Below are 24,969 nucleotides of genomic sequence, written 5' to 3'. Positions count from 1 at the left end.
AAATAATTAACTGTCCGTGTCAGACAGTAAATATATCATAGCATAGCGACTTTACACTGTCAACATAAAATATTCACAATTATCAAAAAATGTCGATGTGCGCGTTCGAAATGCAACGTTTTCTATCATAACGAATCCTTACTTGAATGTCAATGATGAATATACAAATACTTTACGTCTCTACTCTATTCTTTACCAAGAGTCATGACATGGATTAAAAAAAGAGCATGCACCGTTTATTATAGTACATACTCTTTTTGTCTATTTAATTCGCTACGATGTTAACAAGTTTACCAGGCACAACAATAACTTTACGCACGGTTTTATCTGCTAGCTTCTCTTTGATTTGATCATGCTCTAGGGCAAGTTTTTCTAAATCTTCTTTAGATATGTCTTTGTTAACCATCATCTTCGCACGGTTCTTACCTAGAATTTGAATGACGATCTCAACTTCACTTTCAACAAGCTTCTCCTCATCAAAAGTTGGCCAAGCAGCATAAGCAATCGTTTCTTCATTACCAAGTAGTTGCCACAACTCTTCAGCCAAGTGAGGGGCTACAGGTGACAGTAATTTCACAAAGCCTTCCGCATAAGCGGTCTTAATCTCATCCGCCTTATACGCTTCATTAATGAAGACCATCATTTGTGAGATCCCTGTATTAAACTTCAATTCTTCAAAGTTTTCCGTGACCCGTTTGACCGTTTCGTGATACACCTTTTCTAATGTATCATCTGATATGTCGACTTTTACTTTACTCGTTATCTGGCTTGTTTCCTCATCAACATAAAGGCGATACACGCGATCTAAGAATCGCCGCGCACCGTCAAGACCGTTTTCTGACCAAGCAATTGATGCATCAAGTGGTCCCATAAACATTTCATAGAGACGCAATGTGTCCGCTCCATGTGACGCAATAATTTCATCTGGGTTCACGACATTACCTTTAGATTTACTCATCTTCTCATTGTTTTCACCAAGGATCATCCCTTGGTTAAACAATTTCATAAACGGTTCTTTTGTTGGTACAACTCCGATATCATATAAGAATTTATGCCAGAAGCGTGCATAAAGTAAGTGTAAGACAGCGTGTTCTGCTCCACCAATATACACATCAACTGGTAGCCAGTCTTTTAACGCCTCTGGGTTAGCTAATTGTTCACTGTTATCCGGATCGATAAAACGCAGGAAATACCAACAGCTCCCTGCCCATTGCGGCATCGTATTGGTTTCACGGCGCCCTTTCATACCTGTCTCTTCATCTACAACATTCACCCAGTCATCAATAATCGCAAGGGTGATTCACCTGTACCTGAAGGCTTAATTTCATCTGTCTTTGGCAACACGAGTGTAAGCTGTCTTCTTTAACGCCTGTTGTTGTTCCATCTTCCCAGTGAATAATTGGAATAGGTTCGCCCCAATAGCGTTGACGGCTAAAGAGCCAGTCTCTTAAACGATAAGTAACTTTTTTCTCACCCTTATGATGTGTTTCTAACCAATCAATCGCTTTGTTAATTCCGTCTACTTTATTTAATCCATTTAAGAAGTCAGAATTAATGTGCGGGCCATCTTCTGTAAAAGCAGCTGTTTCAATATCGCCACCTTCAAGAACCGGAATGATGTCTAAATCGAATTTTTTCGCAAATTCATAGTCGCGCTCATCATGGGCAGGAACAGCCATAATTGCCCCACTTCCATAACTAACAAGGACATAGTCAGCAATCCAAATAGGAACTTCTTTACCGTTAATTGGATTAATCGCGTAAGCACCAGTGAACACACCGGTCTTGTCTTTTTGCAACTCAGTACGTTCTAAATCGCTTTTTGACTTCACTTGATCAATATATGTTTCAACCGCTTCACGTTGATCATCAGTCACTATTTCATTTACAAGGTGATGTTCCGGTGCAAGCACGGTATACGTCGCCCCAAAGAGTGTATCTGGACGTGTCGTAAACGCTGTAAATGACGTGTCATGGTTTTTTATTTCAAATGTTACATTTGCCCCTTCAGAACGACCAATCCAGTTACGTTGCATATCTTTAATGCTTTCTGGCCAATCAAGCTCATCTAAGTCCTCAAGTAAACGATCTGCATAAGCCGTGATTTTTAACATCCACTGTTTCATTGGGCGACGCTCAACCGGATGCCCCCACGTTCACTCAAACCATCGATGACCTCTTCATTTGCAAGTACTGTCCCAAGTGCTGGACACCAGTTTACAGCTACTTCATCGACATAAGCTAACCCTTTTTCATAGAGTTGTAAAAAGATCCATTGTGTCCATTTATAGTAGTTAGGATCCGTTGTGGCAATTTCACGATCCCAATCATATGAAAAACCAAGCTCTTGAATTTGACGTCTAAACGTATCAATGTTTTTCTTTGTAAATTCAGCTGGATCATTTCCTGTATCAAGGGCGTACTGTTCTGCCGGTAAACCAAAAGCATCCCATCCCATTGGGTGAAGCACTTCATAGCCTTGCATTCGTTTCATACGTGATAGAATATCCGTTGCCGTATACCCTTCTGGATGCCCAACGTGTAAGCCTGCCCCTGATGGGTAAGGGAACATATCCAATGCATAAAACTTTTCCTTCGTTGAATAAGTATCTGCTTTAAATGTTTTATTAGAAAGCCAATAGTCGCGCCATTTCTTTTCAACCTGTTGATGATTAAATGACATTATTTCTCCTCCTCATGTATTATGTATAACGACAAAAGTAGAACATACGTTCTAAAATATAAAAAAGCCCTCATCCCAAAACTGGGACGAGAGCATTCCCGCGGTACCACCCAAAATTAACGCCAACAGGCGTTCACTTTCATTCTTTAACGCAGAATACGGCGGTCATTACTATTGTTCACAACCGCAACCAAACAGGTGAGTTCAACTGATCCATTGAGTAACTTTCACCGACCGTTACCTCTCTTGACAACGCATCACGCCTACTATTCCTCTTTATTGTCGTTCTTCATATTTTAATCGTATTGTAAGTAAACCGTCGTTATTTGTCAAGCAAATGTTAAAAAATCGACAAATCTCAATGCCCCTTCCATCTGTCATTATGTTAGAATAACCAACGTAACATTATTTTAATCAAGTAGGAGCGTATATTTATGACAAATCCCTTTCCATATGCGTTTGAGGACAAACGCTACCATTCATGGAATTATCATTTAAAAAATCACTTCGGTGAAAAAATTTTTAAAGTCGCCCTTGACGGTGGGTTCGACTGTCCTAATCGTGACGGCACCGTCGCTTACGGTGGGTGTACTTTTTGTTCTGCGGCTGGGTCGGGTGACTTTGCGGGTGATAGAATCGATGACTTAGAAACACAATTCAACACCGTAAAAGAAAAAATGCACCGAAAATGGCCGAACGCAAAGTATATGGGCTATTTCCAGGCTTACACTAATACGCATGCACCGGTTGAGGAGCTGCGCGAGAAGTTTGAACTTATTTTAAAACAAGACAATGTAGTCGGGCTATCGATCGGGACACGTCCTGACTGTTTACCTGATGATGTTGTTGAGTATCTAGCAGAACTTAACGAACGCACGTATCTATGGGTTGAACTCGGCCTTCAAACAATGCATCAATCAACATCTGATTTAGTTAATCGTGCCCATGATATGGCGTGTTATTTAGAAGGTGTTGAGAAGTTAAGAAAACATAACATCAATGTGTGTACACACATTATTAACGGGTTACCCGGGGAAGACTATCACATGATGCTCGATACCGCAAAAGCTGTGAGTGAAATGGATGTTCAAGGCATTAAAATCCATATGATGCACTTACTCAAAGGCACACCTATGGTGAAACAATATGAAAAAGGCATGCTAACATTCATGACTCGCGATGAGTACATCCAGCTCGTCGTTGACCAATTAGAGATTTTACCGAAAGAAATGATTATTCACCGGATTACTGGCGATGGTCCTCCTGAATTACTGATTGGTCCAATGTGGTCGATGAGCAAGTGGGAAGTCCTAAATGCCATTGATGCTGAACTCGTTAAGCGCAATAGCTACCAAGGGAAACATTACAATCAATATCCGGCGGTGCTTGCATAATGAAGCGCGTCATCCCGTACAGTCATCAATTACTAAAAGAAACCATTCAACCTGGCGACGTTGTTGTTGATGCGACAATGGGGAATGGTCATGATACGTTATTGTTGTCAGAACTCGTTGGTGAGTCTGGGTTCGTCTATGCTTTTGATATACAAGAAAAAGCATTAACTGCTACGAAACAGCGTTTAGAAGTACATCAACAACCACCACGCGAGCTTATTTTAGATTCACATGCTCATGTGGAAAATTATTTAAAACCAGAACACAACCGTCATATTAAAGCGGCGATTTTCAATTTAGGTTATTTGCCCGGCAGCGATAAAACCATTATCACTACGCCTGACTCAACCATTACCGCCGTTAAAACATTGATTGATCATTTAACGTTTGACGGTTTAGTCATTCTCGTCGTCTATCACGGTCATCCTGGGGGTGACATTGAACGAGATGCTTTAACTGCTTACTTAAGTCAATTAGATCAAAAATCATTTGATGTCCTCCGTTATGGATTCATTAATCAAAAAAATCATCCACCGTTTATTTTAGCGGTCAAAAAAAAGTAGAAACTAAGTTTCTCGACTTTTTTGCTCATTATCTAGTAATCGCGATTACTTTCAGTTCTAACATCACGTTCTTACTCTTTATTGATGCGCTTCAACATACTGTACAATCGCTTCAGCTTTATCTGTTTTCTCCCAAGGGAAGACCACATCCGTTCGACCGAAGTGACCGTAAGCGGCTGTTTGTTTAAAAATCGGTTGACGTAAGTCTAACATCTTAATAATCCCCGCTGGACGCAAGTCAAATAAATGACGGACCGCTTCAACGAGTAACTGTTCAGTTACTTTGCCTGTTCCGAATGTATCGACAGCAACCGATACAGGTGATGCGACACCAATCGCATATGCGAGCTGAACTTCACAGCGGTCCGCAAGACCAGATGCGACAATATTCTTCGCCACGTAACGCGCCGCATAAGAAGCTGATCGGTCCACTTTCGTTGCATCTTTCCCACTAAAAGCACCACCACCGTGACGAGCGTATCCACCGTAAGTATCGACAATAATCTTACGACCCGTTAAACCAGCATCACCTTGTGGTCCACCAATGACAAAACGCCCACTTGGATTGATAAAGTATTTCGTCTCATCATCCAGTAAGTCACTTGGAATGACCGGAAGAATGACGTGTTCTTTAATATCTTTTTGAATTTGACTTAATTCAATTTCTGGATGGTGCTGAGTCGAAATAACAATGGTATCAATCCGTACGGGACGATCATTTTCATCATACTCAACCGTGACTTGCGTTTTACCATCTGGACGTAGGTAATCCAATACTTTTTCTTTACGTACATCACTTAAGCGTTTAGCTAATTTATGTGATAAAGCGATCGGTAACGGCATCAGTTCAGGTGTTTCATTGTTGGCATAACCAAACATTAACCCTTGGTCCCCTGCACCGATTGCTTCAATATCTTCATCATTCATTTGACCTTCTCGCGCTTCAAGCGCTTGGTCTACTCCACCAGCAATATCAGGTGATTGTTCGTCAATTGCTGTTAAAACGGCACACGTTTCAAAGTCAAAGCCATACTTGGCACGTGTATAACCAATGTCTTTAACCGTTTGGCGAACAATTTTCGGGATGTCAACATAGGTTGATGTTGTGATCTCTCCACTCACTAATACAAGCCCCGTTGTAACGGTTGTTTCACATGCGACACGCGCAAGTGGGTCTTTTGCTAAAATAGCATCCAAAATCGCATCAGAAATTTGATCACTGATTTTATCTGGGTGACCTTCTGTAACGGATTCGGATGTGAATAAACGACGATTTAGAGTCATTCTAAATCTCCCCTTTCTGTAACATGCTTATGTTACCTCTTTATTTTGTTTTATAGCGCGTTTTCTTAGCCAACTTTATCATAACGGAACAGATAGAGAATTGGCAGATACCGTTTCTTTTTTGTTCGTCTTTTTTAGTTGTTTGTCGAAATTTGTCAATCTCGATTCGATTAGCGTACGAATGTTATCGTATCTAAACAACTCCCGCTTGTCAATATTCGTTGTCTATTTTTACTGAAGTTTTTTAACACGTAAAAAACTTTGTCACATTTTCCACCCTTTATACATGACAAAAGCTTTAAAGCACCGCGCTTTAAAGCTTTTTTTCTTCAATCCATTTAATCGCTAACGCCACAACCTCATCTTTCATAATAAAACTGTATCGCTCATCCGTTTTCAATTCTTTTGGGAGACAGTTCACTAATACCGGACCATGCGTCTCATAATACGTATCTTGGCCTATTAATTGAGCAACATCTGCAAGATAAACATTCTTAACGATTTGGTCAGCTTTTCCGTCGACATAATATTGACCGAGATAAATAAGGTGGTCAACATCGCCCCCGGTCTCCTCTTTCACTTCACGAATAGCCGCTTCCATTGCCGTTTCGCCTTTTTCTACTTTCCCACCAGGAAATTCTAGTCCACGGGTTTTATGGTGTGTTAATAACCACTGATTCCCAATTCGAGTAATGACAAGCACATGTTTTGGCTCTTTTGAAAAAGGATGATCGGAAAAAGAGAAAGTGACGGTATTATTGTAGTAATCTTTAAATATCTTCATAACAACCCCATTCTCCCTCTTCTTTTTAACCAGTATAACATATACCACTTTTCACTTTTACACTTACTTAGTCATTTAGTTCACTTGAATGAAGATCGACCTGACTAATCCTCCATTGATCTGTGTAATTAAAACGTAGCTGGATGTGATAAGGTCCGTACAATTCTATATTTTCTACTGTTTGTTCGACAATGACTTCTTTGTCTGATACTTCGGTTAACTCATACGGTATATCTTTTTCAAACCACGGGGGTAATTCTGTCGGACGTAAGTAGACGCCCTCTTCAGTCTCAGTAAAATAATAAGACACATGAGGCTCACTGACCTCCCGCGTGGCCACTTGGTCAAATTGCTCATATAATTCAGCGATTGTTGGGACATGAACTAGTCGGTAATCATCATCAATCTCTTGTTTAATATAAGTTAAATACGCCTCTGTAAGTGTCGTTAAGTCAGCTTCAGTAAAAGGGATAGATGTTTGTTTAATCGTCGCTTTATCACTCACTGCCGCTTGACGATAGCTATTTGATTCATTCGCTATGTTTTCAGACTTAGTCACGTAAGCTGATACAAAAACCGCCCCACTGACAATGATTATAATTGTTATTAAGCTGATTACCATTCGCTTCATTATTGCCACCCTCTTCTTTTATAGCCACCTTTTTATTTATCGCTCGTTCACTATAATAGTTGATTCCACAAAATCGTGACGATTAAACCTGTTCCTTATTTCCAATGCCCTCCGATTTTTTTCGCCCGAATCTTGGCTTGCCCTGCATCAGTGAGTGACGATGCACGCATCACACTATCAGCCCCGAACGTTTCTTTAAGATGATCCATCACCTCGGCAAGCTGCTCCTTTTTTATCGGATCATCAAATAACGATAATTGACGGGTCGTTTTATCTTCTAAGTGGGTTAATGTTACCCCCACTGACCGTACCGGTTGTCCGTTCCACGACTGATCGAATAGCCGTTTTGCCGCTTCGTAAATATCATCCGATACCGCTGTTGGTGCAGTTAGCTTCATTTGTCGCTTAAAACCATCGTGACGGTGAAAGTCATGTCCCCTCACATATAAATTTATGCCCGACCCAAGATAGCGTTGTTTCCGTGTTCGTCTGGCGACTTCTTCTGACAATTCACGTAAGACGACTAAAATAGCCTCCCTTTCAACATAATCATACGGTAATGTCATATGATGACCAATCGCTTTTTGTTTGACATGGGTATGTTTCGTCACCGGGCTTGGATCAATACCGTGACTAAAACGATATAACACTTCTCCATTAATACCAAAACGTTGTTTAATCCAGACAAGCGGATGGTTGGCTAAACTACCAATCGTATAGAGCCCCATTCGTTTAAAATGCGCCTCCATTCGGTGTCCTACACCAAATAAATCGCCTATAGCCTAGGCCACAATTCGGCTTCTATTTGGTCTTTAGTTAGCTCATAGATACCCGTTGGATGCTTTTTCGCAAAGTGATCACACGCCATTTTAGCCAACACCTTTGTCGGACTATCCCTATCCGCGATTCAATCCCAATCGTATCTAAAATCTCATCATGGATGGCTTGAGCCATATGATTTCGGTCTTTAAAGAGATGTACCGTATGTGTGACATCGACAAATTGCTCATCAATCGAATACACTTCCACTAAATCTGTATATTTTTCTAAAATACGCGTGATTTGCATTGAGACATCAATATACAGCGCCATATGTGGCTTGATAACTTTTACACCAGGACACTTAGCCCGAGCTTGCCACAATGGTTCAGCTGTTTTTATTCCGTAAGCTTTTGCCTTTGGACAGGCAGCAAGGATAATGCCACTGCGCTGATTCGGATCCCCCGCAACAACGATAGGTTCATGCCGAAATCGCGGATGTGTCACTTTTTCAATAGAGGCATAAAATGACTGCATATCGACTAAAAAAATAATCCGTTCCATTAAAAAAACCTCCAGAGTAAGACCGCGTTGTTTATCTCATTATAAACGAACACACGTTCTTTTTCTAGAGGATATTTGTTCCATCACTTTATTCAAGCGAGACATCACTTCCTTTGTTGATTCGCAAACGGTACCCTTTATTACGGACAGTCTCTATCATCTCTCCTGCTTCTTTTAACTTCTGTCTAAGACGACTGATAAAAACATCGATGATACGGACATCTGATTCTTCCGCATGACTCATCACTAATTTTACTAACGTTTCACGGGTTAACACTTTTTCCGGATGAAGCAATAAAGCATACAGCAGCATCGCTTCTTTTTCTGTGAGCGTGACCGGTTTATCTTCAACATAAGCGGTTTGTGTATCAACACGGAGTGAGAGGATACCAAACTTAATTGTCTGATTGGATTCTGTTAGAAAATGAAAATTCCCCCGTCTTTCCACTGCGCGGATACGTGTTAAGAGCTCTCTTAGGTCGAACGGTTTAACTAAATAATCATCAGCTCCTAACTCTAACGACAGCATACCATCCAGTTTCATCGGTTCAGAAACGAGTACCATTAAACAACCATTAAATTTTAAACGTCGTAAATCCGCACAAAGATCGGCACTTTGATAATATAACGCACGATCAATAATAATATGCGTTGGCTCAACTGTACTTATTAGATAATGCAATGACGGCTCTGATTCCACGACCCAAATTGAATAACCTTCCCGTTTAAACGACGGCTCTATTTGAGCGATGAGCTCTTTATCTTCACTTAAAAGAATTAATACACGTGACATCCTTTCACCCTCTTCGTCTATAAATATCTAGTATTTAGTCTAACGAATAGATGTTAGCTAGAAATGAATAGAAGGTAAAGTTTATGTAAAAAAAGCCACATAAAAAGCTATGCCGAAAATGGCATAGCTTTTAGTAAAAGACTCAAATTAAGCTGATAGTTTCACATGAGCCTGTTTTTGAGCAATCCACGGCTTCAACTTAACAAATAACGGGACAAATAGAATGGAGACAATGACACCTTTAATTAAGTTGAAAGGGACAACGCCCGCAAAGATCGTTCCAAGTAAAACACTTGGTGTTAGTTGTTCAAAGCCCATAAACGCACTATAAATTGGTAGTAATACAAAATAGTTTAAGATACCCATCGCAATGGTCATAACGACAGTTCCGACAACAAGACCGGAAATGAGACTTTTTTGACCTTTGTACTTGTGATAAACCATCGCAATTGGCACAACAAACGTCACACCAGCGATAAAGTTAGCTAACACACCCACCGGATCGGCTGCACCTGATAATGCAAGGTAAAGCAGGTTTTTAATCAATTGCACAACCACACCCGCCATTGGCGAGAAGATAAGCGCCGCAAGTAGTGTTGGTACTTCACCAAAATCTACTTTTAAATACGGTGGTAGGAAAGGTAATGGAAAGTTTAAAAACAGTAAAACCATCGAGACCGTTCCAAAGAGTGATAAAATAATCAGTTTTGTTAATTGTGATGTTTGACCTTTTTTCATGTCGACATCCTCCTTCATCTTGTTTATCGATTGGGATCTTTATGATGAAGGGAGAGTAACATTCTTGAACATTAAAAAGACCTAAAGCACATACTTTGGGCTTTAGGTTTAATGGCATCAAGAAATAAATGGTCGATGACCATTTTACTCCATATCTTCTCCCATCCAGACTTTAACTGTCGGCTCTGGACTCTCACCAGATCCACCGCACACGTGCGGGTCACGGACTTCTAACAAAGGTTAGTTACCGTCGGTCGGGAATTACACCCTGCCCCGAAGATTCAATCGATATTTTATTATAGTTACAGTATAGCGCGACTTATGAAAAAAGTGAAGAGTTTTGCATGAACTTTTTTCACAAAGTTTAAAGTTATGTATTTAAAGTGCCTCTCCGTTTAAAAAAAGAGACACAAAACCCGCCTCAATTATAATGAGACGGGTAATGACTAGTCTTCTAACGGATTTAAATTTTCTTTACCTGTCATATGAAGGATCCAATCGACGATTAAATCGATTTCTTCTTCAATATCTTTAATACTTGCGGTTTCAACAGGTGAGTGCATATAACGTAGCGGTAAAGACACTAAGCTAACCGGCACACCTTGATTAGTTAAACGCATTTTATCAGCATCCGTTCCCGTCATACGCGGCGTTAATTCATACTGCACGTCCATATTTAAACGTTTGGCTGCTGCTTCTAACCATTGATTGATTTTTCGGTTAATCGGAGCACCTTTGGCAAGGACTGGTCCACCGTCAAGAATGATATCTCCGTATTTGTTTTTATTGACATGTGGATAATCTGTCGCAAATGTCACATCACACGCAATCGCAAGCGTTGGATTAATCCCACTTGCCGCAAAGTAAGCCCCACCCATATTCGTCTCTTCATTGACCGTACTCGCGGCATAGACACCGACATTTAAGTCTTTTCCTTTTAGTTTACGTAAGACTTCTCCAACAATAAACTGCCCGGTACGGTTATCAAGACCGCGACCGGTAATATAGCGGTCCATCAATACATCAGGTGAACGGTCATATACGGCCAGATCACCAATTTGAACAAACGCACTGATCTCTTCTTTCGACTTTGCCCCACAATCAATGTATAGATCATCGACATCAAAGTCTCCTTTTATGCCACCATGGTGCTGGGCATTCACACCAATTACTCCAGTCAACGTTTTATGACTACCCATTACATGCACACGCATCCCAATGGCAGCCTTCGGGTTGACACCACCCATTTTATCAAAGTATAAAAAACCATTCTCATCTATCCGATTAATCACGAGCGCAATTTCATCGCAATGTCCCGCCAGTAAAATTTTAAAATCTGCCTCTTTATTTAAGACGGCAATCGCATTACCGGCATGATCAGTAATGATCTCATCAGCATACGGTTTCATGTAGTCGATCCACGTTTTTTGAATCGCCATTTCCATACTAGACGGAGATGGCGTTTTAAGTAAGGTCATTAAAAAATCTTGATTTTCTAACGTCAATAGTAACGCCTCCTGTAGCTTTTATTGGACATTCTCTGTTCTTGCTCATCAAAAGAGCCACGCACTTTTATTAGTATCGCTTCTTTAACGAAAAAAATCAAGGCATCCTAGGACACCTTGATTGTTAATCGTTAAAAAATTACAAACGTTTTTCTAACGCTTTTTTCTCTTCTTCGAATCCTGGTTTACCAAGTAAAGCAAACATGTTTTTCTTATAAGCTTCTACACCTGGTTGATCAAATGGATTCACACCGAGTAAGTAACCGCTAATCGCACATGCCTTTTCAAAGAAGTAGGCACATAACCGAATGTATAAGCATTTAATTCTGGTAAGTGAACAATGAGGTTAGGTACTTGACCATCTGTATGAGCTAAGAGGGTACCTTGGTACGCTTTTTCATTCACAAAGTCAACGGTCTCACCGGCAAGATAATTCAAGCCATCTAAGTCTTGTGGGTCTTCTTCAATTGTTAAGTCATGACGTGGTGATTCAACGTGAAGCACTGTTTCAAAAATATCACGACGTCCTTCTTGTACGTATTGACCTAATGAGTGAAGATCGGTTGAAAAGTTAGCTGATGATGGGTAAATCCCTTTAAAGTCTTTCCCTTCACTTTCACCAAACAGTTGCTTCCACCATTCGTTGAAGTATTGTAATGCTGGTTCATAGTTAATCAGCATTTCAATTGTTTTACCTTTATTGTAAAGGACATTACGCACAGCCGCATATTGATATGCAGGGTTCTTATCTAAATCCGGTTCACTAAAGTCAACCTGTGCTTGGTGAGCCCCTTCCATCATGTCATCAATATTGACCCCACTTGCCGCAATGGGTAATAAACCAACCGCTGTCAGTACTGAATAACGGCCACCAACATCGTCAGGAATGATAAAGCTTTCATAACCTTGTTCTGTCGCCAATGTTTTAAGTGCCCCTTTTTCACGGTCTGTCGTTGCGTAAATACGTGATTTCGCTTCTTCTACGCCGTATTTATCTTCTAAGAACTTACGGAAGACACGGAAAGCAAGCGCTGGTTCTGTTGTTGTTCCACTCTTAGAGATAACGTTAACTGACACGTCTTTATCTTTTAATAGATCAAAGAGGTCGTGCATGTAAGTTGAACTGATGCTGTTACCAACAAAAATCACTTGTGGCGCTTGGCGATCTTCTTTACCGAGGAGGTTGTAGAATGAATGATTTAACATTTCAATCGCCGCACGCGCTCCTAAGTAAGAACCACCAATACCGATAACAAGTAAGACATCAGAATCTGATTTAATTTTTTCTGCTGATTTTTTAATACGAGCAAATTCTTCTTTATCATAGTTCTCAGGTAAGTCTACCCATCCTAAAAAGTCGCTACCTGCACCTGTTTTATTATGTACCTTATCATGCGCTAATTTTACAGGCTCTTTTAAATAATCTAATTCATGCTCGCCAAAGAAGGCTAAAGCTTTGTCATACTCAAAACGTACGTGTGTCATTATTGTCCCTCCAGTTTTAAATTTAAACTTCTCTTTTAATTTACCTAAAAAACCTTATGAAATCAAGTACAATCAAACGTTGAATGAAAAAAATACGATTATTGTCAGAAAAATCAGAGATAATCACGCATTAATTATAGCGAATAATTAATAGGCATCTGATCAATTATAGTCATAAAAAAAGAGCAGGTACCGTAGTCCTACTCTTTCATTCATACTTATTTATTTTGGCCTGATTGCTTTAACCATTCTTCTAACTTGTCTTTAAGCGTGTTGAATCCTTGTTCCTCTTGTTGAGGGGTATAAGATTGCTTTGGCTTATTGTTGTTACGTGGTGCTTTTTGTTTTGGTGCTTCTTCAGTTGCACGAATAGATAAAGAATACTTGTTTTTCGCTTCATCAATTGAAAGAATCTTCACGTTTACTTCATCGCCCACTTTAATGTGATCGTTAATATCTTTAACGAACCCGTGAGTGATTTCTGAAATGTGAACTAAACCTTGTACTTGATCATCTAATGCAACGAATGCGCCGTAAGGTTGAACACCCGTAACTTTCCCTTGTAATACTTGACCTTCAGTGAATTTTTCTGACATAATTACAACTCCTCATTTAATTTTGACAAATCTAAAACGACATACTGTCATTGGATTTACCGATAGCGTTTATACACAATTATTGATTCTACCACATGAACCCCCATTTTTACAAGCATTTACCCTCAACTTTATTCAGTGTTTTTTCTATAACCGGACAAGCGGCAGATGATTAGAACTGACAACGTAAGTTATGTTATAATGCTAAACAACTTGATAATGATAGATTATGACTAGGAGGTTATACAAATGGAGCATTTCAATACCTTTCCTGACCGTAAAGGTACACGGTCAGTCAAGTGGGATAAAGTACAAGAATTATACGGCTCAGATAATGTCCAGCCACTATGGGTAGCGGATATGGATTTAGAGATTGCCTCACCGATTAAAAAAGCGTTACATGAGCGCGTCGATCACGGCATATTCGGCTATACCTTCACTGATGAAGCACTGAATAAAGTCGTCATCGATTGGGTTAAAAACCATCATAACTTTGATGTTGCATCTAACGATATTGTTTACAGTCCAGGCGTCCTCGAAACGATTCATATGACGATTTTGACACAAACGGATGAATTAGATAAAATCTTAATTCAAACACCCGTGTATCACCCTTTCCAGCATATGATTAAACGACACAACCGTACTTTAGTTACAAGTCCACTCATCAATACCGAAGGTCACTATACCATGGACTTTAATGATTTAGAAGTCCAGTTCAAAACTGGCGTGAAGATGATGATTCTTTGTAGTCCTCATAACCCTATTGGGCGGGTATGGACAAAAAAAGAGTTACAACGTGTTCTTGAATTAGCAAAGCAATATCACGTCCTCATCGTATCGGATGAAATTCACGCTGATCTTGTTTACTCAGGACACAAGCATACACCGATGGCGTCGCTCGACTCAGTAGCAAGTCATCCAATCATTACGCTGATGTCACCCACAAAAACATTTAACCTAGCCGGGTTACAGATTTCTTATGCGATCATTCCGGACAAGAAGATCCGAACGCAAATTAAAAATGCGTTTGTTCGATTTGGTATGACGATGTTAAATCCACTAGGTATTACCGCACTTGAAGCGGCTTATACCCAAGGTGAGGATTGGCTTAGTCAGCTCATCGACTTACTGACAACGAATAAAACGCTCGTGGAGACAACGCTTGAACCTTATGATAGCGTGACTGTCACACAAGCAGAGGGCACCTATTTACTTTGGTTAGACTTCAACCATCTAGGAATGAGTCACGATGACTTAAAAACATGGATGGAAAAAGAGGTGGGGCTCGGTCTTAACAGCGGAATTGCTTTCGGTGAAAATGGCAGTGGCTTTATGCGGATGAATATTGCTAGTCCAACGACTTATATAACAGAAGCGCTCGATAAACTAACAAAGGCACTCGATAATAAGGCATAGTATTGCTGAGATATTTTACATCCATACCCTAACCGTACGTTTAAAACGATATGAAGATAAATGAAAAAGAAGCATGGCCGCAACGTACGCGCCATGCTTCTTTTTTAAGTATGCGACAAAAATTATTCGCCTAATTGTTCACGGATTGCTGAAGAAATGCCTTCTATTGCTTGATCTTCATCAGACCCTTCAACAGTGACTTTGATTTCAGCGCCTTTAGGTACACCTAAAGACATAACACCCATGATTGATTTTAAGTTAACTGCTTTACCATTGTAATGCATTTCTACGTGTGATTCATATTGTCCTGCTTTGTTCACTAAAAGCGTCGCTGGACGTGCATGAATACCTGTGTCATCAGTAATTGTAAACGTTTGTTCTTTCACTATGATTCCTCCCATCTTCATAAATTCATTCATCACGGATGATGATGAATATATACTATTATATACGAAATTTACCATGAAATAAATATGTTTACAAGCTTTATTATAACGTTTTCATTCTTTTAGTACGAATTGTCTAAGTTTGTTTTGTTAACTTACATTTATTCCTAGTTAACGTTCGGATTTTCAGTTGTATTTTTAATTTTTTTATGATACCGTTATCTTATCAAATGAATCAAGGAGGCTTTTTAGTTATGAGTACTCATATCGGAGCAAAACAAGGTGAGATTGCGGATAAAATACTATTGCCAGGTGATCCTTTACGCGCGAAATACATCGCTGAAAATTTTTTAGAGAACCCTGTATGTTATAACGAAGTTCGGGGAATGTTAGGTTATACGGGGACTTATAAAGGTGTAAAAGTATCGGTCCAAGGGACAGGTATGGGGGTTCCTTCTATCTCGATTTATATTAACGAACTCATGCAAGAATACGGTGTACAGAAACTTGTACGTGTGGGCACGTGTGGTGCCTTACAGAAAGATGTTAAAGTAAGGGACGTTATTCTCGCACAAGGTTCGACGTCTGACTCCCAGATGAATCGAATGACTTTTGGTGGCATTGATTATGCTCCTATCGCTGACTTTGACTTACTTAAAAAAGCTTATGACACTGGTATAGAAAAAGGCTTAAAACTCCGCGTCGGTAACGTCTTCACGAGTGATAGCTTTTACAGAGATAACGCTTTAGATTTATTCAATAAGTTAGCGGATTATCAAGTACTCGGTGTAGAAATGGAAACGACCGCCCTTTATACACTTGCGGCTAAATACAACCGTCAAGCACTTTCAGTCCTTACTGTTTCTGACCACATTTTAACTGGAGAAGAGACAACCGCTGAAGAACGTCAAACAACCTTTAACGACATGATTGTCGTTGCCTTAGACGCTGTGATTCAATAGTTTGTTTTGACATTAATTCAACACCAACACTTATCTCGATGATTTCATTGAGGTAAGTGTTTTTCTATAACGACATCATTTCGATGACGAATGTCTTTAGGCTGTGTTATACTAGATGATATCAATCGACAGAGACAGAAGGGATCGATCAAGCGTGACCATCTTTCAGAACTTTCCATTAATGACCGCTTTGTTTGCGATTTTTTTCGCCCAAGGTGTAAAAGTACCGATTCATTTCATTGCGACACGTGAATTTAAACCTGGCCTTGCCTTTAGTACAGGTGGCATGCCAAGTAGCCACTCTGCGGCTGTCACAGCTGTAACAACAGGGATTGGCATTGAACACGGGGTTACTTCAGGATTATTCGCGGCGTCTGTTATTTTTAGTATCATCATTATGTTCGATGCAACCGGGATACGCCGTCAAGCTGGTGAACAAGCGATTGTGTTAAATATGTTAGTGAAAGACTTTCAATACTTTGTAGATGAAGCAAAAGTATGGACAAAAAAGAAAGAGTATGAGCGTAGAAAAGAATTAAAAGAGTTACTCGGTCATCAACCAATTGAAGTGTTTTTCGGTGGGTTAACGGGGATTATCTTAGCCTTCTTGATGTACCCACTTTTCTAAACTTTAGACATAGCAAATGTCAAAAAAAGCTGTCTCCTCCAATGAATCTGGAGGAACAGCTTTTTTTGACTTAATGAAAAATGACGACTAATCTATCTTTCCCGTCGCGACCTTTTAAAGACGTGCGACCAAAAAACAAGTCCCCCCATTTGTAATACGACAATGTGATCCGTTACCCGTTTAATCATCGCAGCAGTATAACCTACTACCTTCTTTTTGTTCCACAACAAACCAATCGCATCACGCTGACCTATAGAAGCAATCCGACTACCATAAGCTTTAAAACTAAAGTGACTCGGTCTCTGTTTATCATCTATCTTCGCCAGTAAGTGATTAGCACAATATTTGCCCTTTTGAATCGCTAAATCAGCATTAGGGAGCACTTTTTCATTTGATTGTCCTGTTGTCTCGGCGGCATCGCCGATGATGTATACATCCGGGTAGCCTTCAACGGTTAAATCATCTGTTAATCTAACAGGACCCGCCTGATGTTGAAATAGCGCTGTTTGAAGAATGGCATGCGTTGACACCCCTGCGGTCCAGATAAATAAATCGTGGGGCAATTCCTCAATAATACCACCACGTTCAACCTTAACTGTGTGACGCGCGATGGCTTTAATTGCTGTTTGTAATTTAATATCAATATATTCTGCCTCAAGTTGACTTAACGCATATTCCCCGAGTTCTAAATTAAATTCCGGTAACACCGTTGAGGCCTTTTCAATTAGTGTAATTTGAGCTTTTGTCGGAGAGACTTGGTATTGTTCAAGTAATTTTGGTAATTGTTCTTTAAGTTCCCCTACTAACTCAATGCCAGTAAAGCCACCACCCCCAACAACGATCTTTAATGAATCACTACGATTTGACTTTTGATAGTCTGCAATGACAGTTAATAAGCGGTTATATAAACGATTAGCCCGGGCAAGCGTGACAATGCTATGGGCATGCGACTCAAGTCCAGGCACTTCACTCGTATTAATTTCAGCGCCTAAGGCAACAACGAGATAATCGTATGTGTAAGTTGCCTGATCTGTTGTTACTTGTTTCATATCCGGTCTTATTTTTTTAACGGTTTCTTTTTTCAGTGTCACTCGTTTTTCGTCAAGAACGGTAGCTAAGTCAATCCGTGCTAAGTCTTCTGAATAGAGACCAACCGCACAGCGATGCAACCACGTCGTTTGGTAGTGATAACGATGTTTATTAATCAGTGTTATGAAAACATCTTGATGTTTTAATTTTTTCTGCAGCCTGAGTACCGTGGTCAGGCCAGCATACCCGGCCCCTAATACGACAATATGGGTCATAAACGTTCGTCCTCTCTATCCTATCATTCCGTCACAAATTCGTCATAATTTAATCTTATCTTGTTTCATTCATTTTTACAATGAAAAATCCTTAAAAGCATTATCGATTCATCTCTTACTAAAGTATGTTAGAATATTGAATGTATTTAACGATCAAATGGGGGATAAACAAATGGAAGAAAATCAACTATACGATATAACAATTATCGGTGCAGGTCCTGTTGGACTTTTCACTGCCTTTTATGGCGGTCTTCGCCAAAAGAAAGTTAAGATTATTGAAAGCTTACCACATACCGGCGGACAATTAAGCGCGCTTTACCCGGAGAAATATATTTATGATATTGCCGGTTTCCCTAAAGTACGCGCACAAGACTTAGTCAGTAACTTAGAAGAACAAGTCAGGATGTTCAACCCAACCTATTGTCTTGAAGAAAACGTACAAAACGTAACCAAACAAGACGACGGGTCGTTTATGATTGAAACAAACAAAGAGACACATTTCAGCAAGACGATCATTATTACCGCAGGGAATGGTGCCTTTCAACCGCGTAAACTCGCGTTAAAAGAATCAGAAGCATATGAAGGGCGTAATCTACATTATTACGTCGATCAAATGATGAAATTCAAAGATAAACGGGTTGTATTATTTGGTGGGGGTGATTCGGCATTAGACTGGGCACTCATGTTAGAACCAATCGCCAAAGAAGTGACCCTTGTGCACCGACGTGATCAATTTAGAGCACATGAGCATAGTGTTGAGAAACTTCAACAATCATCGGTCAATGTTGTCACTCCTTACGTCCCTGAAGCCCTACACGGTAAAGACCAAATCGAATCAGTCGTACTTAAAGAGGTCAAAGGGGACAAGACGTTAACAATTAACGTCGATGACGTGATTGTTAACTATGGTTTTATCTCATCACTCGGTCCCATTAAAAATTGGGGACTAGAGATTGAGAAGAACAGCATCGTTGTTAACTCACGCATGGAGACAGCGGTAGAAGGTATTTACGCAGCGGGTGATATTTGTACGTATCCTGGTAAAGTTAAATTAATTGCTACTGGTTTTGGCGAGGGGCCAACAGCGATTAATAACGCGATCAATCATATGGAACCAAAAGAGCGGTTGCAACCCAAACACTCAACGAGTATGTTTGAATAGCCGATGAACTCGAATAGACCTGACGTTACGCCATATCGCGTGACATCAGGTCTTTTAGTTCTTTGTCTAGTAGATGATAAATGAACAGATGTTTTCATCGTCATTTAAATGCCTTTTAAAACTCAATGTGAGACTCTATACTTCTTGTACTCTGAAGAATATACGTCATGATTTCATCATCAACTTCACCCGTTTTAAAGATGTCATTGGTGTGTTGGGGACGCTTAACATACCCACGGCCAATTAATTCTTTTAGTAAATCACTATATTCAACCGACGTTTTGCCGATGAGTAAATGCTCGAATGAGTCCCCTCGCTTATGTTGATTATAGATTTTAATAAAACCTCTAAGATACAAGTAGTCCTTCGTAAAGCCACCACCACGCATGACTCTTGCGGTTAAATCAAATGCTTTGTCACGAGTGAAGTGATATTCATCGACAAAGTATTCAAAGATTTCTCTAAACCCTTTACCTTTTACCATCATGTTGACGGCAATAACGCGGTAAGCCAAATCTTTCAAGCGATTAATATGCATCGTACCCGTTAAAAATTCTGATAAGACCGCTAAACCTTCTTGCGTTTCCACATTGTTAGGTGTGCCAAGCAACAAGAATTTAAGTGGTTGTTTATTGGCATTCATCGTTGTTAGCATATGCACACCAATTTCATGTTGGGATAATAACTTTATGTCATTTTCATTAAACTTAGCTTTTTCATTAATCACCAATGTTTTTTTAGCCGAGTTGACCATCATTCTAGCCGCCATATTCTTACCAAAAGTTAATTTGCCCCCCATGTTCCACTCTTTAAGCGCAAAGGCAAATCGTTGCCGTACTTCTTCTTTTGTGAGTGTTTTCGGTGCTTCATTATCTAAACCATACGACTGAATGATATAATTGGCATTCATCACGTCCACCTTATCCGGTTTTCCGTATAGTCTAAGTGAATTGTATAAAAAGTCATCCGTTCCACGTGCTGCTAACATATCAATCGTAATGGCATACTCCTGAATGATATCTTTATACAGGCGCTGGATCGAGATATCATAAATATCAGCTACCGGTAATTCATATAGCCGCTTCTTTAATTCGTAAGGATCGATATTGAGTGGTCGATAAGTAAACTCAGGCTCTTTTCGGTAATTTGAATCGAAAAATTGTTTTCTGCTTTGTTCTAAATTTTTTGGGTTCACGTACAATAATGTCTCAAAACTCCTTAACATCTTGTACAATTTTTTATCAATCGACAATAACACGGGGTCATCTACGTTTGATAACAGTTTTGTTTTATTGCTGATTTTCTGATCACATTCACGATTATTAAAGTATAACGATGTTGCCATAATTGCCTTCTTCATACCCTCCGTAATGCGGTCAATTACCTCAGGATAAATATCCCCTGTGTTTTCATCACAATAAATCTTCTTGACTTCAATTGGCATAACGACTGTATTTTCAAAGTTTTTTGTTACAAACTTCGATACATAGCCTCGTCCAAAAAACACATCATTTTCTGCGACCGTATTTTCAATATTATCAAAACTGATTTTCTTTAATTCTTTTAATAATCGCGTCACATATTTTCCGTAACGATGTTTATTCACATTCTCTGTACCTAAGTTAAAGACAGGATGGGCGTGCTCAATCACTTCCCGTTGATAGTTATACGAATGAATATCATACAAGATGGCTGCACCAAACTTCGTTTCAATCTTCTTGATTAAGGCGTTTAAGACAGCATAAAACTCCCGGTGTCGACTTAAACTTAACAGCTTGACATCAGGGGTAAGTGGTTCACGCCACACAACTTTACCCCAAGCAACATCATAAATCGCTTCCTCTTCTGATCGATTGAGATCGTAGTAATACCGTGAATCATTACCAATGATTCTAATCGGTAATGATTCGATAAATTTACCGGTAAATGGATCTTCTTCATTCCACCGCGAGCGTTCATCAAGCGCACATTGACCTGTCAAGAAATCACTCATCGAGCTACCGTCATGAACAGCAGCACAAATAAACGGCACATATTTCTCAATATGCAACGTAAAACCACCCGCTGTGTTCGTAGCAGAAAAAACTTCCTCACGATTAATTTTCTCAATGATTTCCTCAACCGATAACTTATACATTGTTAACCTCATTTTTATAAGACTCTCGGTTTCGAATCTTATGACTCTTCTCTTTTAGTTGGTTTTCTTTGTCTCTCACAACATCTTCAACAAAGTCAATCACATCACGCTGGAGTTTAACCTTATTGAATTTATTAATATTCACAATTCCACCAGGACTTTGTACGTTCACTTCAAGTAATTTTTTATTGATTAAATCAATACCAGCAAAATAGATCCCATCATCTTTTAATTTTTTTGCGATTGTTTTACAAACAGCCATTTCATCCGCTGTTAACGTATATTTCTCTGCTGAACCACCCGCATGGATATTCGAGCGAATATCCCCTTTGTTTGGCACGCGGCGATAAGCCCCGATCACTTTACCATTTAAAATCATGACACGAACATCGCCGTTCTCTGCCCCTTCAATATACTCTTGCAGCATGACATACTTTTTCCCTTTATCCGTATTAATATAAAAATCTAAAAGCGAGTTAAGGTTTTGTGTTGCCGTTTTTTCAATAATAATGACACCACTACCTCCGTAACCATCTACGGGTTTTAAAATCATTTTCTCATGTTCACTTTCAGCCACAATTCGTTTTAAATAGTCAATATTCTTAGATACATACGTTTTCGGAATATATTCGTTATCTGGATCATGGAAAGTGGTCGTATACAATTTATTATTGGCTTTTCTGATACCGTGAATATTATTGACGATAAACACATCATCATTGATAGAATCTAGGAAGTTTAATAGTAAGTTGTCTACCGGAGGATTTTTTCTTAAAAAGACGACATCGAACCCCGTAAGTGGTAACATTTGTTCTTTAAACTGTACTTTCTTATAAAACGTGACCATATTATCTGAAATATTATCCATTTTGTTGATCATTTTAATAAACCCATAAGTCTCATTATTTCTTATTGTCAAATTTGTCGTATAAAGGATCCCTACATTATGGTTTCTTTTACAAGCCTCGTGGATAATTCGTAGCGTTGATTCAGTTTCTGGCACCATTTTGTCCCAGTGATTAATAATAAAACAAATATTCATTATGCATTCTCCTCGTATTATAATAGTTTTTTGTGAGAGATGACCTATTCACATACTTAACAGCATTCGTACGTTCGCCAATTAATGAGGCAATCATCTCATTGAATGATTGCCTACAGTTTTAACCGCACTTATCATACTTATACCCTATCTTTTAATAGACCAAGCCTGTTGTTGTCTATGAGATATCTTTGACTCATTTACCTCTCATCTCTGCTAGTATTTCATGGCATGATAACGAATACATAATGCGCGTGATAGGCTTTAGAATCCGTTTATACCCGAGATAACAAAGAAATTATAGCACCTTATTTTTAGAAAAGATAGCTAAATTTTTAATTGACATAATAATCATGCAGGGGTAATTTAAACCTTGTTATATCAACGGTTGGTTGAAAAGCGTCTGCTTTATTTACATACAAAAAGACAACGCAGATACAGCGGATAGTATCATGCGTTGCTATTTATATCATGAGTTAATTTTCGGCTATAAATGATTGCACTTGGTATGACCTCATCAACTGTCATCATTTTTAGTATGTTATTAATAAACTTCCTCTTCTTCTTTTGATGAACAACAACATTCCTTTTCAGCTTGGGGATTATATATACTAAATCCTCCACCCATCATGTCTTGTTCAAAATCAATCGTCGCACCACGCAATAAAGCCACATCTGATTTTTTAATAATAAACGGAATAGAATTAATCGTCTCTATATGATCGTTATCCGTCGTACGTGTATCAAATCCAAGTGTATATGATAAGCCGTTGCATAGACCATCTTTCACTCCAAAACGCACACGTGTCTGATTGTCTCTCTCACGTTGTAGCATTTCTTCAAATTGTCGTTTGGCTCGATCTGTAATCAGTAGCATGACATCCGTTCCTTTCTCTATATCCTACTACTTAGTATACTTAACTGATTAAAAATGTTCAATTAGTCTGTTTGAGGAACCATTCTAAACCATACATACTGATACTCCAGCTTTAGAATTAATGTTTACTATGATCAAAATAAATACCGGTCGTGATGGTCTCAGCTGCACCACGCATCCAGACTTTTCCGTCATGAGCCCATGTAATGGTTAAATCACCACCGGCTAAATGAACCGTTACTGGTTCATTGCGTTTGCTTTGTCCATTTAGCACACTAGCGACTGTTGCCGCACACGCACCCGTTCCGCACGCCTCTGTCACGCCAGAACCTCGCTCCCATACTCTAAAATGCATTTCTGTCTCACTAATGACTTCAATAAACTCAACGTTAACCCCTTCTGGGAAACGATTATCGTTCGTAATGACCGGTCCGAGTTCATAAAGCGGCGCTTGATTAATATCATCCACAAAGAAAATGACGTGCGGGTTACCCATCGATACCGCTGTTGCAAAAAGCGTCTCATTCTCAACCTCAAAACGTTCATTAACCACATGATTATCTTTCTCACCGAGCATGGGGATCAGCTGTCTTTCTAAAATAGGGCCCCATATCAATCGTCACCTCATTTACCTCTTTTTGATCTTTATTAAGGTGAACATATGCTTCTACCATCCCTGCTTTTGTTTCAATTGCAAACGTCTCATTTTGGACGAGTTGGTGTTCAAATGCATATTTTGCCACACATCGTAACCCATTGCCACACGTCTTTCCTTCTGAGCCATCTTTATTGAACATACGCATCCCAACATCTGCTTGATCAGATGGTGTAATTAAAATTAACCCATCTGATCCTATACCTGTATTTTTATTTGAGACTTTTATCGCAAGAGAGATTAACTCACTTTCAGCAAGTGTCTCTTCAAAAGTGTTTATATAAATATAGCTATTTCCTAAACCGTGCATCTTTGTATAATGAATTTCTTTCATTATTAAGTCCCCCTTATGTAACGCTCAAATTAAACAATAATATGTTCTAGTATAGCGGATATTAAGGTTAATATAAATCATTACGCACAACTTTTGTGCTATTGTTCTCAATATCTGATTTCTTATTTATCGCATTAAGGCGAGAAGACACCTTCCTCAAGTGCGTCAGCACTAGGTGGGTGATGAATCGCTTGTTTTGAATATTTTTGAAGTGACAAACTTATATTCCGTTTGGTATAATTAAAGCAATAACAATGACCATCACAAAACAAAGAGAGGGTGGG

At 39.3% G+C, this 24,969-nt stretch carries 18 protein-coding genes, 4 pseudogenes, 1 riboswitch and 1 other annotated feature; of the genes and pseudogenes, 6 read left to right on the top strand and 16 right to left on the bottom strand.

The window, feature by feature from the left end; translation table 11 throughout:
• Nucleotides 1-265: 265 nt before the first annotated feature.
• A pseudogene (gene leuS / locus JCM19043_RS13270) lies at nucleotides 266-2,683 on the bottom strand (leucine--tRNA ligase).
• 79 nt (nucleotides 2,684-2,762) lie between these two features.
• Nucleotides 2,763-2,972: a binding site (T-box leader), on the bottom strand.
• A gap of 145 nt (nucleotides 2,973-3,117) precedes the next feature.
• Here leuS and JCM19043_RS13265 point away from each other — a divergent pair.
• Together JCM19043_RS13265 and JCM19043_RS13260 are read left to right on the top strand one after the other, a co-directional pair.
• Nucleotides 3,118-4,077: a TIGR01212 family radical SAM protein gene (locus JCM19043_RS13265; RefSeq protein WP_062323198.1), complete on the top strand. Its 960-nt coding sequence runs from the start codon at nucleotides 3,118-3,120 to the stop codon at nucleotides 4,075-4,077.
• Nucleotides 4,077-4,640, top strand: coding sequence for a class I SAM-dependent methyltransferase (locus tag JCM19043_RS13260; RefSeq protein ID WP_062323196.1), 564 nt, complete (start codon nucleotides 4,077-4,079; stop codon nucleotides 4,638-4,640). The genes JCM19043_RS13265 and JCM19043_RS13260 overlap by 1 nt, the downstream gene beginning before the upstream one ends.
• Before the next feature lie 78 nt (nucleotides 4,641-4,718).
• On the opposite strand, the gene metK is transcribed toward JCM19043_RS13260, so the two are convergent.
• From metK to yugI, 9 genes and pseudogenes are all read right to left on the bottom strand, one after another.
• Nucleotides 4,719-5,924, bottom strand: coding sequence for a methionine adenosyltransferase (gene metK, locus JCM19043_RS13255; protein WP_062323193.1), 1,206 nt, complete (start codon nucleotides 5,922-5,924; stop codon nucleotides 4,719-4,721).
• Nucleotides 5,925-6,237: 313 nt separating this feature from the next.
• The gene (gene ytkD, locus JCM19043_RS13250) at nucleotides 6,238-6,708 is read right to left on the bottom strand and encodes an RNA deprotection pyrophosphohydrolase (RefSeq protein ID WP_062323191.1); all 471 of its coding nucleotides are present in this window, start codon (nucleotides 6,706-6,708) and stop codon (nucleotides 6,238-6,240) included.
• A gap of 67 nt (nucleotides 6,709-6,775) precedes the next feature.
• The gene (locus tag JCM19043_RS13245) at nucleotides 6,776-7,339 is read right to left on the bottom strand and encodes a hypothetical protein (RefSeq protein ID WP_062323189.1); all 564 of its coding nucleotides are present in this window, start codon (nucleotides 7,337-7,339) and stop codon (nucleotides 6,776-6,778) included.
• A gap of 95 nt (nucleotides 7,340-7,434) precedes the next feature.
• Nucleotides 7,435-8,662: pseudogene (locus JCM19043_RS13240) on the bottom strand (DNA polymerase IV).
• 88 nt (nucleotides 8,663-8,750) lie between these two features.
• Complete coding sequence (locus JCM19043_RS13235) at nucleotides 8,751-9,455, bottom strand: response regulator transcription factor (RefSeq protein ID WP_062323187.1); 705 nt, start codon at nucleotides 9,453-9,455, stop codon at nucleotides 8,751-8,753.
• Nucleotides 9,456-9,602: 147 nt separating this feature from the next.
• Nucleotides 9,603-10,193: an ECF transporter S component gene (locus tag JCM19043_RS13230; RefSeq protein ID WP_062323185.1), complete on the bottom strand. Its 591-nt coding sequence runs from the start codon at nucleotides 10,191-10,193 to the stop codon at nucleotides 9,603-9,605.
• Between the two features lie 149 nt (nucleotides 10,194-10,342).
• A riboswitch (FMN riboswitch) is annotated at nucleotides 10,343-10,478 on the bottom strand.
• A gap of 161 nt (nucleotides 10,479-10,639) precedes the next feature.
• On the bottom strand, nucleotides 10,640-11,671 hold the full coding sequence (locus tag JCM19043_RS13225; protein ID WP_062323200.1) for a M20/M25/M40 family metallo-hydrolase: 1,032 nt from the start codon (nucleotides 11,669-11,671) through the stop codon (nucleotides 10,640-10,642).
• Nucleotides 11,672-11,837: 166 nt separating this feature from the next.
• Nucleotides 11,838-13,183: pseudogene (locus tag JCM19043_RS13220) on the bottom strand (glucose-6-phosphate isomerase).
• Nucleotides 13,184-13,401: 218 nt separating this feature from the next.
• On the bottom strand, nucleotides 13,402-13,779 hold the full coding sequence (gene yugI / locus JCM19043_RS13210; protein WP_062323182.1) for a S1 domain-containing post-transcriptional regulator GSP13: 378 nt from the start codon (nucleotides 13,777-13,779) through the stop codon (nucleotides 13,402-13,404).
• Nucleotides 13,780-14,028: 249 nt separating this feature from the next.
• Here yugI and JCM19043_RS13205 point away from each other — a divergent pair, with 249 nt between their 5' ends.
• Nucleotides 14,029-15,198: a MalY/PatB family protein gene (locus JCM19043_RS13205; protein ID WP_062323179.1), complete on the top strand. Its 1,170-nt coding sequence runs from the start codon at nucleotides 14,029-14,031 to the stop codon at nucleotides 15,196-15,198.
• 122 nt (nucleotides 15,199-15,320) lie between these two features.
• Here JCM19043_RS13205 and JCM19043_RS13200 read toward each other — a convergent pair whose 3' ends face one another.
• Nucleotides 15,321-15,584, bottom strand: a complete 264-nt coding sequence (locus tag JCM19043_RS13200) for a phosphocarrier protein HPr (protein ID WP_062323178.1) — start codon at nucleotides 15,582-15,584, stop codon at nucleotides 15,321-15,323.
• Nucleotides 15,585-15,838: 254 nt separating this feature from the next.
• Between JCM19043_RS13200 and deoD the strand changes: the two genes are divergently transcribed.
• Both deoD and JCM19043_RS13190 read left to right on the top strand, forming a co-directional pair.
• The gene (deoD, locus tag JCM19043_RS13195; protein ID WP_062323176.1) at nucleotides 15,839-16,546 is read left to right on the top strand and encodes a purine-nucleoside phosphorylase; all 708 of its coding nucleotides are present in this window, start codon (nucleotides 15,839-15,841) and stop codon (nucleotides 16,544-16,546) included.
• Nucleotides 16,547-16,700: 154 nt separating this feature from the next.
• Nucleotides 16,701-17,174 carry a divergent PAP2 family protein gene (locus JCM19043_RS13190; RefSeq protein ID WP_062323173.1) on the top strand — a complete coding sequence of 158 codons (474 nt, stop codon included), beginning with the start codon at nucleotides 16,701-16,703 and terminating at the stop codon, nucleotides 17,172-17,174.
• Between the two features lie 92 nt (nucleotides 17,175-17,266).
• On the opposite strand, the gene JCM19043_RS13185 is transcribed toward JCM19043_RS13190, so the two are convergent.
• Nucleotides 17,267-18,478, bottom strand: a complete 1,212-nt coding sequence (locus JCM19043_RS13185; RefSeq protein WP_062323172.1) for an NAD(P)/FAD-dependent oxidoreductase — start codon at nucleotides 18,476-18,478, stop codon at nucleotides 17,267-17,269.
• Between the two features lie 172 nt (nucleotides 18,479-18,650).
• Between JCM19043_RS13185 and JCM19043_RS13180 the strand changes: the two genes are divergently transcribed.
• Nucleotides 18,651-19,640 carry an NAD(P)/FAD-dependent oxidoreductase gene (locus tag JCM19043_RS13180; RefSeq protein ID WP_062323169.1) on the top strand — a complete coding sequence of 330 codons (990 nt, stop codon included), beginning with the start codon at nucleotides 18,651-18,653 and terminating at the stop codon, nucleotides 19,638-19,640.
• A gap of 115 nt (nucleotides 19,641-19,755) precedes the next feature.
• On the opposite strand, the gene JCM19043_RS13175 is transcribed toward JCM19043_RS13180, so the two are convergent.
• The 4 genes and pseudogenes from JCM19043_RS13175 to dapF all read right to left on the bottom strand — a co-directional run bounded on the left by JCM19043_RS13175 (nucleotide 19,756) and on the right by dapF (nucleotide 24,685).
• Nucleotides 19,756-21,777 (bottom strand): flavohemoglobin expression-modulating QEGLA motif protein, encoded by a 2,022-nt coding sequence (locus JCM19043_RS13175; protein WP_062323167.1) that lies wholly within the window; start codon nucleotides 21,775-21,777, stop codon nucleotides 19,756-19,758.
• A complete protein-coding gene (gene gshB / locus JCM19043_RS13170) occupies nucleotides 21,770-22,819 on the bottom strand; it encodes a glutathione synthase (RefSeq protein ID WP_062323165.1) in 1,050 nt (349 codons plus the stop codon). The genes JCM19043_RS13175 and gshB overlap by 8 nt, the downstream gene beginning before the upstream one ends.
• A 544-nt stretch (nucleotides 22,820-23,363) precedes the next feature.
• A complete protein-coding gene (locus JCM19043_RS13165) occupies nucleotides 23,364-23,696 on the bottom strand; it encodes an iron-sulfur cluster assembly accessory protein (RefSeq protein ID WP_062323163.1) in 333 nt (110 codons plus the stop codon).
• A 118-nt stretch (nucleotides 23,697-23,814) separates the two neighbouring features.
• Nucleotides 23,815-24,685, bottom strand: a pseudogene (gene dapF, locus JCM19043_RS13160) (diaminopimelate epimerase).
• Nucleotides 24,686-24,969: the final 284 nt, after the last annotated feature.

The sequence above is a fragment of the Halolactibacillus sp. JCM 19043 genome, from assembly GCF_001310395.1.
Taxonomy (GTDB): domain Bacteria; phylum Bacillota; class Bacilli; order Bacillales; family Amphibacillaceae; genus Halolactibacillus; species Halolactibacillus miurensis.
This window is presented reverse-complemented; position numbering and strand designations above follow the sequence as displayed.